The sequence below is a fragment of the Inquilinus sp. KBS0705 genome, from assembly GCA_005938025.2.
Lineage (GTDB): Bacteria > Bacteroidota > Bacteroidia > Sphingobacteriales > Sphingobacteriaceae > Mucilaginibacter.
This window is the reverse complement of record VCCI02000002.1, coordinates 299,463-315,503: the sequence shown is the minus strand read 5'-3', so window position 1 is coordinate 315,503 and position 16,041 is coordinate 299,463. Positions and strand designations below refer to the sequence as shown.

15 protein-coding genes are annotated in these 16,041 nt (G+C 45.2%); 5 read left to right on the top strand and 10 right to left on the bottom strand.

Going from position 1 to position 16,041, the window contains the following annotated elements:
* Positions 1-2: 2 nt before the first annotated feature.
* From FFF34_012810 to FFF34_012800, 3 genes are read left to right on the top strand one after another with little or no spacing between them, the layout of a single operon-like run.
* Positions 3-935 carry a homoserine kinase gene (locus FFF34_012810; GenBank protein TSD64774.1) on the top strand — a complete coding sequence of 311 codons (933 nt, stop codon included), beginning with the start codon at positions 3-5 and terminating at the stop codon, positions 933-935.
* Positions 936-972: 37 nt separating this feature from the next.
* The gene (gene thrC / locus FFF34_012805) at positions 973-2,280 is read left to right on the top strand and encodes a threonine synthase (protein TSD64773.1); all 1,308 of its coding nucleotides are present in this window, start codon (positions 973-975) and stop codon (positions 2,278-2,280) included.
* A 2-nt stretch (positions 2,281-2,282) separates the two neighbouring features.
* The gene (locus tag FFF34_012800; GenBank protein TSD64772.1) at positions 2,283-2,678 is read left to right on the top strand and encodes a hypothetical protein; all 396 of its coding nucleotides are present in this window, start codon (positions 2,283-2,285) and stop codon (positions 2,676-2,678) included.
* A gap of 47 nt (positions 2,679-2,725) precedes the next feature.
* Here the strand turns inward: FFF34_012800 and FFF34_012795 are convergent, their stop codons facing one another.
* A complete protein-coding gene (locus tag FFF34_012795; GenBank protein TSD64771.1) occupies positions 2,726-2,908 on the bottom strand; it encodes a hypothetical protein in 183 nt (60 codons plus the stop codon).
* Positions 2,909-3,035: 127 nt separating this feature from the next.
* On the opposite strand from FFF34_012795, the gene FFF34_012790 reads away from it, so the two are divergent.
* Positions 3,036-4,556: a glutamate--tRNA ligase gene (locus FFF34_012790; GenBank protein TSD64770.1), complete on the top strand. Its 1,521-nt coding sequence runs from the start codon at positions 3,036-3,038 to the stop codon at positions 4,554-4,556.
* A 522-nt stretch (positions 4,557-5,078) separates the two neighbouring features.
* Here FFF34_012790 and FFF34_012785 read toward each other — a convergent pair.
* The 4 genes from FFF34_012785 to FFF34_012770 form a co-directional block, all read right to left on the bottom strand.
* Entirely contained in the window at positions 5,079-5,276 is a 198-nt protein-coding gene (locus FFF34_012785; GenBank protein ID TSD64769.1) for a hypothetical protein, read from the bottom strand.
* Positions 5,277-5,603: 327 nt separating this feature from the next.
* On the bottom strand, positions 5,604-7,187 hold the full coding sequence (locus FFF34_012780; protein ID TSD64768.1) for a M1 family metallopeptidase: 1,584 nt from the start codon (positions 7,185-7,187) through the stop codon (positions 5,604-5,606).
* 368 nt (positions 7,188-7,555) lie between these two features.
* Positions 7,556-8,335, bottom strand: coding sequence for an energy transducer TonB (locus FFF34_012775; GenBank protein ID TSD64767.1), 780 nt, complete (start codon positions 8,333-8,335; stop codon positions 7,556-7,558).
* Positions 8,336-8,419: 84 nt separating this feature from the next.
* Complete coding sequence (locus tag FFF34_012770) at positions 8,420-9,745, bottom strand: signal recognition particle protein (protein ID TSD64766.1); 1,326 nt, start codon at positions 9,743-9,745, stop codon at positions 8,420-8,422.
* A gap of 167 nt (positions 9,746-9,912) precedes the next feature.
* Here FFF34_012770 and FFF34_012765 point away from each other — a divergent pair, with 167 nt between their 5' ends.
* Positions 9,913-12,366 (top strand): carbohydrate binding family 9 domain-containing protein, encoded by a 2,454-nt coding sequence (locus tag FFF34_012765; protein TSD64765.1) that lies wholly within the window; start codon positions 9,913-9,915, stop codon positions 12,364-12,366.
* Positions 12,367-12,381: 15 nt separating this feature from the next.
* On the opposite strand, the gene FFF34_012760 is transcribed toward FFF34_012765, so the two are convergent.
* The 5 genes from FFF34_012760 to FFF34_012740 all read right to left on the bottom strand — a co-directional run bounded on the left by FFF34_012760 (position 12,382) and on the right by FFF34_012740 (position 16,039).
* Positions 12,382-13,416: a DUF3078 domain-containing protein gene (locus FFF34_012760; protein TSD64764.1), complete on the bottom strand. Its 1,035-nt coding sequence runs from the start codon at positions 13,414-13,416 to the stop codon at positions 12,382-12,384.
* A gap of 63 nt (positions 13,417-13,479) precedes the next feature.
* Complete coding sequence (locus FFF34_012755) at positions 13,480-13,803, bottom strand: hypothetical protein (GenBank protein TSD64763.1); 324 nt, start codon at positions 13,801-13,803, stop codon at positions 13,480-13,482.
* On the bottom strand, positions 13,800-14,537 hold the full coding sequence (locus tag FFF34_012750) for a hypothetical protein (protein TSD64762.1): 738 nt from the start codon (positions 14,535-14,537) through the stop codon (positions 13,800-13,802). The genes FFF34_012755 and FFF34_012750 overlap by 4 nt, the downstream gene beginning before the upstream one ends.
* 62 nt (positions 14,538-14,599) lie before the next feature.
* The gene (locus FFF34_012745) at positions 14,600-15,430 is read right to left on the bottom strand and encodes a LysM peptidoglycan-binding domain-containing protein (protein TSD64761.1); all 831 of its coding nucleotides are present in this window, start codon (positions 15,428-15,430) and stop codon (positions 14,600-14,602) included.
* Positions 15,431-15,481: 51 nt separating this feature from the next.
* On the bottom strand, positions 15,482-16,039 hold the full coding sequence (locus FFF34_012740) for a hemagglutinin (GenBank protein TSD64760.1): 558 nt from the start codon (positions 16,037-16,039) through the stop codon (positions 15,482-15,484).
* Positions 16,040-16,041 lie beyond the last annotated feature (2 nt).

Sequence of the window (16,041 nt, the reverse complement as noted above, 5' to 3'; positions counted from 1 at the left end):
CAATGAAAGAGTCTATAAAAGTTTTTGCCCCGGCGACCGTTGCCAACGTGGTTTGCGGGTTTGATGTGCTGGGTTTCGCGGTGAATGAACCCGGCGACGAGGTGGTAATGCGCCTTACCGAAAAGCCCGGCATCACCATCAGTAAAATAACCGGAGATGACGGGCGTTTACCTATGAACCCGGCAAAAAACACGGTAAGCGTGAGCGTACAGCACTATTTGCAAAGTATTAGCCGTACCGATATCGGTCTGGACATAGAACTGCATAAAAAAATGCCAATTGGAAGCGGCCTGGGCAGCAGCTCGGCCAGTACTGTTGCCGGCCTATTTGCCATTAAAACCCTTTTGGGCGATGATAGCGACGCTGCCAAGTTGTTACCTTTTGCAATGAAGGGCGAAGAGATGGCATGCGGACATGGGCATGCGGATAATGTGGCCCCGGCACTGTTGGGTGGCTTTGTGCTGATACGCAGCTACGAGCCTTTAGATGTTGTGCGTTTGCCGCATCCGGCAGGGTTATGGTGCGCCATAGTTTTCCCGGATGTGGATGTACCTACCCGCGAAGCCCGGCAGATCATCCGCAATAAAATATTAATGAAAGATGCGGTAACCCAATGGGGCAATATTGCAGGCCTGGTAAGCGGCCTGTTTATGCAGGATATTGACCTGATAGGCCGCAGCATGCAGGATGTATTGGTTGAACCCGTACGCAGCATGCTGATACCCGATTTTTACCAAATGCGCGAGATAGCGATGGAATTAGGTGCTGTAAGTTTTGGCATCTCCGGTTCGGGGCCTTCTGTATTTGCATTTACCCGCGATGAAGAAACAGCAAAACGCATTACTGCTAAGCTGCAAACACATTTAACAGGCATTAAAATAGGCTCTAACGGCTATGTATCAACTATAAATGATAAGGGGCCGAGAGTAATTTAAACTACGAATGACGCGATAAAAGATATTAAGTATTAAAATGAAATTCTACAGTACCAACAATACCGACCTTAGAGTAGGTTTTAAAGAAGCGGTTTTTAACAGCATGCCGCAGGATAAGGGCTTATACATGCCCGAGAGCATTCCTAAACTAGATGACAAATTTTTGAACAACCTGGACCAGTACACGCTGCCCGAAATTGCGTTTCATGTGGCGCAAAACCTGCTGGGTGATGATATCCCCGCTGATCACCTCAAAGCCATAATTCAGGATGCTATTAACTTTTATGCACCGGTGGTGCCGCTTGAAAAAGATGTATACGTGTTAGAGCTTTTCCACGGCCCATCGTTAGCCTTTAAGGATTTTGGCGCAAGGTTTATGAGCCGTATAATGAGTTACTTTTTAGAGGCCGGCGAAAAGCAGCTTGACGTACTGGTAGCTACATCCGGCGATACCGGCGGAGCGGTAGCATTGGGCTTTTTAGGCGTACCAAACACCAGGGTAACCATTCTTTATCCAAAAGGAAAAGTAAGCCAGATACAGGAACTGCAACTAACCACCAATGGGCAAAACATACGCGCGCTGCAGATAGACGGCACTTTTGACGATTGCCAGGCACTGGTTAAACAAGCTTTTACCGATGCTGAATTGAACGAAAGGTTCCGTTTAACATCGGCCAATTCTATTAACATAGCCCGGCTTATCCCACAAACCTTTTATTACTTTAATGCCTATGCGCAGCTGCTGCGCGAGGGCATCAATAAAGTCGTTTTCGCGGTGCCAAGCGGCAATTTTGGCAACATTGGTGCTGGTTTATTGGCCTGGAAAATGGGGCTGCCTGTAGCGCAATTTATAGCAGCCACCAACGCTAACGACACCGTGCCTGAGTTTTTAAGAACAGGGGTTTACCAGCCTAAGCCGTCAGTAGCCACCCTATCCAACGCTATGGATGTAGGCAATCCAAGCAACTGGGTACGCATTGCCGACCTGTTTAAAGCCGACCCAGATGCGTTACAGAAGCTTATTGTTGGTTATACTTACACCGACGAGGAAACGCTGGAGGCTATTGATAACATCAACAAGGCCTACAATTACATAGCCTGCCCCCACACGGCCATTGCCTGGAAAGCGCTTAAACAATACCAGCAAGAGCATCCTGCCGATGCTGCAGGCGTGTTTTTATCTACCGCGCATGCCTGTAAGTTCCCGGATGTTTTTACTAAGGAGATAGCTGGTAAAATCGAGATACCCGAGCAGGTGAAGGCCTTGCAGAAAAAAGATCATAGCGCGGTAAGTTTAGGCCCCGATTTTGAAGGATTTAAAGGATATTTGCTTCAAAATAGTTAAGTATGGGCAAGGGTAGTATTTTACGTTATTTTATGGTTTTGGGCCTGGTTGTAGTATGCTTTGCTGGTTGCAAAAACAAGGTGCCATTTACCCCCAGGGGCTGGGATGAAGGCGACGGCATAGACTTCCCTAAACGCTATATGATGGTTGACGACCTGCTGGCTTCGGGCAAACTAAAAGGCCTGAAGTATAAACAAGTGGTATACCTGCTTAAGGCACCCCAACGCAATAGCCATACCGACAGGAGCTTCTCGTACGAAATAACCCGCAAAATGAGCGGCATTGACACCTTATACATCAAAAACCTCGTGATCTATATCAATGCCGATTCGGTGGTGACGGATGCTAAAGTGACCGAGCGCAGCCCCAAGAAGGAAGAGGAACAGAAGAAGAAATAGACCGGATCCAACGAGTCAAAATTCAATTGATCTGGCAAGTTGTTTCTTTAGTATCGTTTTTCTAACAAAAAGTGCCCTCTTGTGCTGTAGGGGCCATTTCTCTTGCACTTTTGGCTATAAATTTTTCGCTTTTTTTGTTGGTCATGCGGGGATTTTTCGTTTTTTTTCGCCACCTCACGCTTACTAATATAAAATTTATTTTCAAAAAAACAAGTTATTTCTTGTTCCATCGGCTGTCCGGTAGTGTCCGGGCTTAGTTGGTAAATGATAATTTGAAAATAATTTTACCGGGGTTGCCCCGTCTTTTACGGCCCATACTTTCGGTGTTATGGTTATTAGGATTATCTTTGCCGGGTAATGTCAGATAAAAAAGTAAGAGTCCGTTTTGCGCCAAGCCCCACCGGTGGTTTACACCTGGGCGGTGTGCGTACCGTTTTGTTTAACTACCTGTTTGCCAAAAAGCACCATGGCGATTTTGTTTTACGTATTGAAGATACCGACCAAACCCGCTATGTGGATGGCGCCGAGCAATACATATTAGAATGCCTTAAATGGTGTGGCATAACGCCCGACGAAAGCCCGGTTGTAGGCGGCCAGTACGCCCCATACCGCCAAAGCGAGCGCAAACCCATTTACCGCCAGTATGCCGAAAAGCTGGTTGCCGAAGGCCATGCCTATTATGCCTTTGACACCCCGCAGGAGCTGGAACAAAAACGTAAGGATATCCCCAACTTTCAATACGGCCATGCGCACCGTTACGAGCTGCGCAACTCGTTAAGCCTGCCTTTGCAGGAGGTTGATGCGCTGCTGCATGCCGGTACCCCGCATGTTATCCGCATAAAAATGCCGGCTGATGATACCATCAACTTTAACGATATGATACGCGGCTATGTTAGTTTTGATACCAACCAGGTAGACGATAAGGTACTGCTAAAGGCCGACGGCATGCCAACCTATCATTTAGCCGTTGTGGTTGACGATTACCTGATGAAGATAACACACGCCTTTAGGGGCGAAGAGTGGCTGCCATCGGCCCCTGTGCACCTGCTGCTGTGGGAGTACCTGGGCTGGAAAGCCGATATGCCACAATGGGCACACTTGCCTTTGATATTAAAACCCGACGGCCACGGCAAGCTAAGCAAGCGCGATGGCGCACGTTTAGGCTTTCCGGTATATGCCATGAACTGGTTTGATGCTAAAAGCAACGAGTTAACCCCCGGTTTCCGTGAGTTGGGTTTTTTGCCCGAAGCTTTTTTAAACCTGCTGGCCATGCTGGGCTGGAACGATGGTACTGATAACGAGATATTTTCGCTGGAAGAACTGATTGAAAAGTTTTCGATAGAGCGAATTAGTAAAGCAGGCGCAAAATTCGATTTTGAAAAAGCTAAATGGTATAATGCCGAGTGGATAAAAAGGTCGAGTGCCGAACGTTTAAAATCGAAAGTCGCTGAGGTGCTGGTTGCCAACGGCATTGTGATAAAAGACGAGGCTTACTTATTAACCATTATAGATACTGTTAAAGATCGCTGCGTATTACTGCCCGATTTTTACCAGCAGGCCGGCTACTTTTTTAAACGCCCTGCCGAATACGACCTGGCTGCCGTTAAACCAAAATGGACCGACGCTAAAACCGACTTTTTTAACACCCTTGCCGGGCAGATAGGTGCTGCGGATACTTTTGAAGCCCCCGAACTGGAAACCCAGTTTAAGGCCCTTGCCGAAGAAAAAGGTTTAAAGCCCGGCGATGTGATGCTGCCCTTCCGGGTGATGCTGGTTGGCGGCAAATTTGGCCCCCATGTGTTCGACATTGCCAAGTTACTGGGCCAAAGCGAAACCATCATCCGTATAGAAAAAGCAGTAGAGGCTTTTACGGCGTAATCATTTTCACGGTCAAGAAAAAAATTAATAAAGCGTCTTTGCGAGGTACGAAGCAATCTCCCTTGATGCAAAGCGTTCATGCAAAGCGCGGAGATTGCTTTGTCGCTATCGCTCCGCGCAATGACATGGTGGAACAGACGCTAAATAACCAAACCGTCTTTGCGAGGAACGAAGCAATCTCCCTTGATGCAAAGCGCGGGAGATTGCTTTGTCGCTACCGCTCCGCGCAATGACGTGGTGGAGAGGTGACGAAGCCGTCGCTGGTGCGCGCGTGTCGCGCGTTCTCCAATATGTCGCATTTCAGCAGGTTGGCGGCATGATTAAACCATTGCCGGGAAGTTCGTTTATACAAAATGTGCTTGGCGGAACGCGCGACACGCGCGCACCAGCACTGGGGAGATGAACATGCCGCCCCTCCAAATCGGCATTGCGAGGTACGAAGCAATCATCGACATGCTTGTAGCCGACTTTTCTATTGATGATTACTTTGTCGCTACCGCTTCGCGCAATGACGTAGTACGATTAATCATCACAATCCAGTATAAAAACTGCTATATTCTTGCCCCTCTTTATTGTAAATTCTTTTTCGCCGGATTTTTTTATGATCGAGTCGCCCACCTGGTAAATATAATCTTCAGGGAAGCCCTTAACTTCCTTTACCGAAGCTATGTTTAAACTAAAGAAAGCGTTTCTGTCTGTGTTTTTTAGGTGGGCTTGCATGTAATTTGACCGTGTGCTGATGTTATCAATAATGCCGCGTAATGCTAATTGTTTTGTTTTGCATTTATACAAATTGTAGTCTGAGTCTCTTTTATATGATCTATACTGAGCATAAAAAGCCATTATTAAAATAAGAAACGCAATTAAGGGTTGGTTTTTGGTGAGTTTGCTCATAAGATTGATAAAAACTTTAAGTCTGATTGGATTCCAATTGGTTATCTGTTGGATCACTCGGATGCAAACTGCAACGCTTTGGTATTTGTCCATCTACAAAGCCAGGTCATGGAACCTTGCGCCTATTACTATTCCCAATTAAATACTCTTACTTTACTTTTTCTCCCCGTTTACTATATAGCTGGCAAATAAATTAACATTAGGGTCAACCAAAACGGTGTTTTGGGCCGTGGTTGAGGCTATTGCAATGGCGGTAGTTTTTTGGCTGATGTCTGATTTGTACACCTTGCCGTTTACGCTTATCTCCAGCGGGAAGGTAAACAACGCATCCTGTTGTTGTTCTACCTGTATATCAACGCTGCTGGTGGCCGGGTTATATTTCCAGTTGATATCCAAATCCGGGTGCCCGGCGGTGCGCAGCCATTGTTTAAAAAACACTTTCAGATCCTGTCCGCTGGCTTGTTCCATGGCTACCCTAAAATCGTCGGTATTGGCATTGGCACCGCTGTATTTTTTGTAATAGGTGCTTATCCCTTTCCAAAAAGCCCCATCGCCAATTTTACGGCGAAGCATGTGCAGCACCCAGCCCCCTTTTTGGTAGGGGTTTGCGCTTAATATATTCATTAGCGCGCCCTTGTATGCGGTGTCAACCACCGGGGCCTTGTATTGCTTCTCAAAGCTTAGCGCCGTTTTTCTATCGGCCCTTTCGGCCGCCTTTAGCGTATCAACACCATAACGGCTCTCCATGTAGCAATTGGTCATGTAGGTGGCAAAACCTTCGCTAAGCCATACATGCGGCCAGTCCTTTTCGCTAACCGCGTCGCCAAAATACTGGTGGGCTATCTCATGCGCCATAAGGGGCTCAATTCCCTGGCCTAAAACCGAGTTTTCATAATAAAAAATAGCCCCGGCGTTCTCCATGCCGCCAAATATGGTTTTCGACTGTACATTCGCCAGTTTTTTATAAGCAAACGGATCTATCTTTTCTGAGTAAAAGGGAATTACTTTAGTGGCTACGGCATAGTTCTTAAAGCCTACTGCCTTATCTTCTGGGAATACATACGTATAAACAGGGATGCCGTTGGGCGTGCCGGGGCGGTCTATGGCAAAATCGGCAACGCCTATTACCATTACTTTGGTAGGCAGCCGGGCGGTTTCTTTCCAGTGGGTTAATTTTTGTTTTTTGGGCAAAGCCTTCTCCTCTGTTTTTAAGCCGTTGGCTATTACCTGGTAGTGGGCCGGGGCAGTCACTATAAACTCTACCGAAGCTTTGTCGGCAGGGTGGTCGGCCAGGGGCAGCCAGTTGTGGCCGCGATTGGGCCAGTTATCGCCAAAAAAGGTACGGTGCCCGTGCTTGTTAGTCGATATGATCAACCCGTCCGACGGGATGCCTTCGTATTTTATCACATAGGTATGCGTGGTGTTTACCTTACCGATGGCGCTTATCTCTACCTTATCGCTATCCTGCACAAAATGCAGTGGCTTGCCGTTCTCTTTTAACGAGGTAATTAGCATGCCTTTACCGGCCGCGTTCTTTTTAGCCAGGTCGAATGTAAACTTATTGGTTGATTTTAAAAACTTTAGGGTTATGCCGGCGGTGCCTTTTATGTTGTTATCGGCATCGTTAAGGGTAATGGCAAACTTATAGTGCTGCACATCAATAACAGCGCCCGGCTGCTGGGCCTTTGCAAATTGTGTAAATGCAAGCACGGTAAGGATAAGGAAGGATTTACGCATAGGTAATGATAGTGAAAATGTTTTAATTATAAATGATAGCAGAGGTATATACATGTTTAGCGAGTGAGTTTTTATTCACCAATACAAAGAAACCAATGTCATCTCGAGCGAGCGCAGCGACGAGAGATCTTGTTCGAAAGACAGGCGGCAAACTTTTCATAATGAACAAGATCTCTCCTCGCCCCCGGTGCCCAGTCCAGCCTTGCTTCGTCGAGATGACACTTCTCCTTAAGACCTCAGGGTCCCGTACCCGGAGACCCTGAGGGGACAAAAGAAATGAGTGGGTTTAGTGGTTCAAGTCGCGAAGTATCGCGCCTCTACAGGGGCCGATACCGGGGATACTAAGGGGACAAAAAGTCTTTTAAATTTTATCGGCTTATTGCGGTTACAACAATTTGGTTCGGCCTGTGAACTACATTTGCAGGCGGATTAATCTCAAACAAAAAAGGCATTTCGCATTCTACAGCCACCGGCTTACCCTTTACCGTTCCCGGTACCCACGCTCCGTCCAACTGCTTCATTACCCTTAGCACCTCGTCATCAATTCCATAGCCTATTTTATTTTTGATTCGATAGTTTCCTGCTGTACCATGTTCATTAATTGTAAAGGTTAGTATTACTTCGCCTTGTTTATTAGCTTCAAGCGCAAGTGCGGGATAGCGGGCGTTTTTCATCAATAAAAGGGTAAACGTGGCCATCCCGTTTATATATATAGGCCACCTGTCTAAGCTTACCGCGCTATTTGTTGTAATGGGCCTAAATAACAATGTGGAGTCAAGCTTAGCCGGGATGTATGTAATTAACGAATCTTTGCTGAAATCGTATTTTAATCGTTCGAAACCGCGGGTGTATCCCGTCCAAATGCCTACTTTCTCTCCGTTCTTATAATGTCCCTCGCCTATTAAAACATTGCTATAAAAGTATTGCCACAGGCTGTCTTTTAAGTTATTGTGATAATAGCCTGCAACAATTGGAGACAACGCGCGCCCGCCAACAAGCCGGGTATATTCACCTTCCCGAATAGCCGTATCTGTTTTTAACACATTATAAACCTCTTTTAGGCTACCATCATTTTTCACCACCGATATAGTCTGGGCATCCAGTTTAGCGGCTACCATTAGGGTAAACGCAAGTAGCAGTATTTTCATAGCCTTAATATACACGTTGTAAATTATTGCCACAAATAAAAAGCCCCAACTACTGTAGGGGCTTCATTATTTTCAAAGGGATATTTACTTAGGCATCCTGCGCATCATGTTGGCCATGGCTGCTGGGTTGCTCATTTGTTTCATCACCTTGCGCATATCGTCAAACTGTTTCATCAGGCGGTTAACTTCCTGCAAATCGGTTCCCGAGCCTTTGGCTATGCGGTTACGGCGGCTTGGGTTTATCAGGTCGGGGTTTTCCTTTTCCTTCGGCGTCATGCTTTGTATAATGGCCTCTATCGATTTAAAGGCATCATCGCTCACTTCTACATCCTTCATCATTTTACCAACGCCTGGTATCATCCCCATCAGATCTTTCATGTTACCCATTTTTTTGATCTGCTGTATTTGCCCGTAAAAATCGTTAAAGTCGAATTTGTTCTTACGTATCTTCTTTTGCAGTTCGGCGGCTTCTTTCTCGTCAAATTGTTGTTGCGCGCGCTCTACTAACGATACCACATCGCCCATGCCCAAAATACGCGATGCCATACGATCCGGGTGGAAAACGTCCAACGCTTCCATCTTCTCGCCGGTACCAATAAATTTAATAGGCTTGTTTACAACCGATTTGATAGACAGCGCGGCACCACCACGGGTGTCGCCATCCAGCTTGGTTAACACCACACCGGTAAAGTCAAGGCGGTCGTTAAACACCTTGGCGGTGTTTACGGCATCCTGGCCGGTCATGCTATCTACCACAAATAAAATTTCGTGCGGGGTAGTGGCTTTTTTTACCTGCTCAATCTCCACCATCATGGCTTCGTCAATAGCTAAACGGCCGGCGGTATCAATAATTACCACGTTGTTGCCCTCGCGCTTGGCTTGTGCAATACCTTCAAGGGCAATAGCTACCGGGTCTTTCGATTCCAGGTTGGCATAAACCGGCACGCCTATTTGCTGGCCCAGTACCTGCAATTGGTCAATAGCCGCGGGGCGGTAAATATCATCGGCAACCAATAATGGCTTTTTGCCCTTTTGTGTTTTTAGGTAATTGGCCAGCTTGCCCGTAAAGGTGGTTTTACCGGCACCATTTAGGCCCGCAATTAAAATGATGGTAGGCGATGCCTTTAGTTCCAGGTCGGCTGTGATGCCGCCCATAAGGGCTGTAAGCTCGTCGTTCATCAGCTTGGTTAATAACTGACCCGGCGAAACGGCGGTTAACACATTTTGGCCTATTGCTTTTTGCCTTACATCATCTGTAAAGCTTTTTGCTGTTTTATAGTTTACGTCGGCATCCAGGAGCGCTTTGCGTATCTCCTTCATGGTTTCGGCCACGTTAATTTCAGTGATCGATCCCTGGCCTTTTAGTACTTTAAACGCTCTGTCGAGCTTATCCGAAAGATTTTCAAACATTATTTTTTATTAATTTTTGAGGACACAAAGTTATGATTTTGAAACAATTCGGCTTAAATAGATTGTAATAAAACACTTTTTAACACTCGTTAACTAACATTTAACAAAATAAACTGTAACGCTTGTGCATTTTCGCGCATCTTATAGCCAACTATTAGCCCCCATTGATGAGAATTTTTACTACCGTTTTATTATCCTTTGTTACCCTATCGGCCCTTGCCCAGGCACCAAAACGTATTATTGCCGTTAAAACCAATACCCCGCCAAAAATTGATGGCGTATTGGATGATAAGGCCTGGGAGAATGTGCCCATAGCTACCGATTTTGTTGAACTACAACCCACCGCCGGTCTGCACGAAAAAAATGAGAACCGCACCGAGGTGAAGTTTATATACGATAACGATGCTATTTACATATCGGCCCGAATGTACGAAAGCGACCCCAGCCAAATTGCCCGCGAGTTTGCTACCCGCGACAACGTAGGCACCGCCGATTTTATAGGGGTGATTTTTGATACTTACAAGGATGGTATAAATGGCTCGGGCTTTTTTGTGACCACAACCAATGGCCAGTTTGACGCCAAGTATGCGCCTAACCCCAACGGCAACATTGAAGACCCAACCTGGAACGCCGTTTGGACCAGCCAGGCTAAGATAGACGCGCAAGGTTGGACCGCCGAAATGCGTATACCTTACTCGGCACTGCGCTTTGCCAAAAAGGATATTCAAACCTGGGGCATGAATCTGATACGCAAGCGCGTAAACGAGCAAAAGCAATTATGGTGGAACGAGGTTGACCCTAAAAAGAATGGCCTTATAAACCAGGAAGGCGAGCTAAGCGGCTTACAAAAACTGGAGCCACCCGTGCGCCTTGCGTTTTATCCTTACTTTTCTACCTATGTAAACCATTACCCATACAATACGGCGGGTGTGGCTAATACCACTACATCGGTTAACGGTGGGATGGATGTAAAATACGGCATCAACGAAAGCTTTACTTTAGACCTTACCCTGATACCCGATTTTGGGCAGGTACAATCTGATAATAAGATATTGAACCTTACCCCGTTTGAGGTAAAATACAACGAAAACCGGTCGTTTTTTACCGAGGGTACCGAATTGTTTAACAAAGGCAATTTATTTTATTCGCGCAGGGTGGGCGGCTCGCCAATTGATTATAGTAATGCCTACGCAGGGCTTAAACCGGGCGAATCGGTTATAAAAAACCCTACCGAAACTAAACTGATAAACGCCTTTAAGTTTAGCGGCCGTACGGCAAAAGGCCTGGGTATAGGCGTATTTAACGGCATTACCAACACCGCGTATGCCACCATTGAGGATAGCATTGGCAACAGGCGGCAGGTACAAACCAGCCCGTTAACCAACTACAACATCATTGTGTTGGATCAAAACTTAAAAAACAACTCGGCGGTTACGTTTATTAATACGAATGTTTACCGCTTTGGTAAAGATTATAATGCCGATGTGGGCGGGTTTGTATTTAACCTTAATAACAAAAAGAACACTTACAACCTGTCGGGTTTTGGTTTTTTAAGTAACAAGTTTTACCAAGCCGCCAGCCAAACGCCTACACAAACCGGCTACAGTTATGAAGTTAGCGGAGGTAAAACATCCGGCAACTTTACCTGGAACGTGGTACAGGACCTTGCCAGCGATAAATATGACGCTAACGACCTTGGCTATTACACCAATGCTAATTACATAGATAACCAGCTTAACCTGCAGTATGCCGAATACAAACCCAAATGGATATTTACCCAATGGGGCATCTGGACCAATACTTATTATTCAGTAAGGTACCAGCCATCGTCATACCAGGCCTTTAACCAAAACTTTGGGGGCTTTGCCAACTTTAAAAATAACTGGTATGCCAATATTAACGGACATGTGCGTTTAAACAGCAACGATTTTTATGAATCACGCACAGCCGGCCTTGTTTTTAAACGCCCGGAAACCTTTATACTAAACTGGAACCTGCGCACCAGCCAGGCTAAACAGCTTTGGGGCGGCTTTTGGCTGGGCAACCAATGGGCTAACCGATATAACGGCACCGGAACTGACCTGGAGTTGTTTTACACCTACCGCGTAAGCAACCGCTTCTCTTTCGGCAGCGATGTTACCATTAGCCCGCGTAACAACAGCGTTGGCTTTGCCACTATTACTACCGATGGTACTGCCTCTGTTTTTGGTTTGCGCGATGTGCGCACTGTCGACAATATCTTTAATGTAAAATATACCTTTAGTAATGTAATGGGGCTTAATTTAAGGCTTAGGCACTATTGGTCTAAAGTGAATTATAAACAATTCTTTTCGCTGCGTAAGGATGGATCCCTTATAGCCCCTACAACTGATGATTTTGACCACGATGTTAACCAAAACTACAACATCTGGAATATTGATATGATATACGTTTGGCAGTTCTCTCCGGGTAGCGAGATCAGTTTGGCCTGGAAACAGTCGGCACAGTCATACAACAACATAGCCGCGCACGATTATTACTATAATTTAAAAGACACGTATAACCAGCCGCAAAACAATAACTTTTCGGTTAAAGTACTGTACTATATCGATTATCAAAGCTTGCGTAAAAAGAAGAAATAATACCGGAGCTATACCTTACGGGAACTTATACAACACCCCCAGCGCCAAGCCTTCGGTAGCCTGAACATCGCGGGCGGTGTTCTTATCGTACAGCATGGTGCCGTTAATAGTTACGTTGATCAGTTTATTTACACGTGCAGATAATATCATATCTACACGGTGGGTAATATACTGCAACGATTGGCCATAGGGGATAAACAATGCGTAGCGGGTGTTTAAATGGATGTTTTTCATGATATCCTTATCAAACAACGCCACTACCTGGAAAGCCAGATCGTTTTTAATAGTGTGTAAGGAGTCTACGCCATAATTATCGGGCTGGTACCTGATGATGTTTTTATCTAAAACAAATGTTTGCCTGGCGGTACCTGTACCTAAACGCAGATCGAAGTAGGTGGTGGGCTTGTATTCAAAACCTATCGACTCGGTTAAATAACCCGGCGACATGAAATTAGAGATCAATACCGGCGTGTTTGATACTATACCAGTTGCCGGGTCGGTATAGACATAGTTAAAACCCTTGTCAAACTGCGACTCGAAGGTTAACGCGCCGAAAAAGTACCAGTGTTTGGATAGTTGTGATGCCAGCTTGTTATCAAAATAAATACGGTCGTTGGTTTTACGCTTGCCCTGGCCTTTGTTTTTTGATACCCCATAGGTTAGGTTAAGTTCGGATACATAACTAAAGGGGGCCTTGTTATACTCGGTATGGTAAATAAAGTTGGTACCCAGGGCTACCGCCGTAACACCACCCGCACTGTAGTTGCTGCTAAATGCCGACTGGCTAAAATTAAGCCCGAATACGATGCTCTTTTTCCAATAGATCATTTTATAATCAAGCATGGTTACCGGTATCAGCTCTTGTTGTATTTGCAGGGGGGTAACCGCTACCGGTATAGCGTTCTTTTTGGGCAACAGCCTCATGTTATTGAGCAGGCCGGTATCAATTTTAACAGTATCTTTTTTTACAGTATCGGTAGTTTGTGCATTTACCGATAGGCTAAATGCAAGCGATACTAAAAAAAACAAACAAGTACCCGTTTTTAACATACAGCAAATAAAACGGAAAAATCTGTTATTTCATTGCACAAATTCAACTTTATAGTTACCGCTTTAAAAATAAAGCCGCCATTTAAACCATTTGCGCTGCTTTAGGTAATTCATATCCGCCTCGTTGGCATAAGCCTCGCGTTCGAAACAAATATTCATGTATGCTTTATGATGGTTGCGGTAACTGATCAAATTTACCAGGTAGTTTAACAGATATAATACATAAAATGGCAGTACCAATAATTCGGCCTGCTGGCGCAAGTGTATTTTTTCGTGGTTTATGGTAACGCTATCGGCCAGTAATGCTTTATGTTTAACCAGTATCACCGGGAACAGCGCCATGCCATTCACATTTAAAAAGGGCACTACAATAACCGGGTATTTCATTTGGCGGGTATTAACGGCGAAAGCTCGTAGGCCCTTGGGTTGCGTAAGTAGCGTTTAAGGCTGGTGCGTATATAGGCAATAAACTCGTAATCGCCGGCGGTAGTAACCATATAATAGCCGGGGCGGTATTTAAACATAAAATCGGTAAGTGCAGGTTCACTAAGGTTGGTTATGCCTTTTACAAAGGTTTTGTTAAAGCGGTAATCAATTACGTTTTGCTTGTAATCGCGCTCAATTATCTCTTGCAGGTGCGCTGCATTGCGGCCGCTTTTGCTAAACATGTTGTAAAGGGCATCAATACTTAGTCCAGCCCCGCCCGGCGATACATTTAGTAAATCGCGGTAGCCTAAAGATCCGTATATCTTGTTGTATTCGCTTTTTGTGGCTGCCAGGCGACTTTGGGGATTTTGTAAGGTATCGCGTATAGTTACCTCGCGCAGGGCTATTGCAAGCGGTTTCATATAAACAGCTAACGCGGCATTGCTTGTAATAATAACCGTATCCGGGTGATGGTCGGGCTTGGTAAAAATAAGTATATCGCCGGTGGTGGCGTTTATTTTAAATTCCCCTTTAAGATTGTTAAATGCTTCGGCCTTGGTGGTGATGTTTTGTACTTTTACTTTGGCAATACGGGCCTTGCTTTCTTTATCAAATACAATACCGCTCACTTCTTTTACCTGGGCAAAAGCTGTTACCGTAACCATACATAATAATAAAGCAAACCATAGTTTCATCAGAGGGTGTAAAACTAAGTATTTGGCCACAGGTGCGCTATTCTTTAACAATATTTAACAAGCTATTTAACTACAACCAGCTTTTGGCCAATTTTTAAACCATTATCGCTCATGTTGTTCAGCGCCTTTAATTCGTCTACTGTGATACCAAAACGTTTTGAAATGTTGTATAGTGTATCGCCCTGTTTTACGGTATAAATTTTGTCGTCGGGCGGGGTTTGGGTTATCGAGTCGCTTGCCGGCTTGCCAATATTATCGTTTATCTGCGATAGCACCCTGTCTTCGCGCTTTATCTTTTGCACTTCGCCTTCGCCGCGGTCATACTGGGTAAGGTCGTACTTATCAATAATATTTAGCAGCAGCTGCGGGTATTTGGGGTTAGTGGCATAGCCGCAGGCTTTTAAGCCGTAGGCCCAGCCTTTATAGTCGTCTTTATCCAGCTCAAACAAGCGGGCGTAGTTCTTTTTCTTTAAAAAGGTAGAGTGGTCGCGAAACGAGTCTTCGGGGTTGCTGTATACCCTAAAGCAATCGTTATCGTTATCATCATCTTTATAGTAAGCCTGCCCTGTCCAGTTGCTACCGCATTTAATTCCGAAATGGTTATTGGCCACCTTGGCCAGATCGCTGTTACCCGAGCCGGATTCAAACAAGCCCTGTGCAAGGGTAATACTGGCAGGTATGCCATAAGTGTTCATTTCCTGTATGGCAATGGCCTTAAAGCGCTCTATATATTCAAGGGAGGTGTACGATTTGTAATTTGCAATGGCCTTGCGGTTGGCTTTTTGTATGCTTACGTTGTTTTTATGCGCCTGGCGACGGCTAATGGTGCTTTTATGCGCCGAACACGACGTAAATATAATGCAGGAAACAAGCAGTATGTAAATTTTGCGCATAACGGGTAACCTCAATAGTTTATTAGCCAAACTTACGGCTAAATATATAAATTATTGATTGTTATCGGCTAAAATCTCCTTTTGTGTTTGGGTAGAGTCGGGGGTAGAATCCAGTTCATTCAAATTGTACTTGCGAATGATGCCTAACACTTGCGATGCCCATTTACGGCTGCTTGCATAACCATTACGCTGTATGCCCAGCGCCCAGCCTTTGTAATCGTATTGCGAAAGTTTATCATTAAGGTGGCTAAACTGTTTACGCTCTGTCATGATGCGGGCGAAGTCTTTAAATGAGTCTAAAACCGAGTCGTAGCGTTTGTATGCCGAGGTTACTTTTTTATTGTGTCTGTAATAAACTACACGTCCTCCGCCTTTTACACCAAACTGATTGTTCAATCCTTGTGCTATGGCGCTTTTACCGCTGCCCGATTCGTGCATGGCTACACCTAAAACGATGCTTGCGGGCACCCCGGTCTCGTGCATTATACGAATGGCATTATCTTTGAACTTCTCGATGTAGGATTGTGAAGCGCTTTGTGCCGATACGGCTGTGGTTGTTGCAACAAGTGCAAATACTAACAGTAGAGTAGCAGTTAAGAGTTTCTTCATAA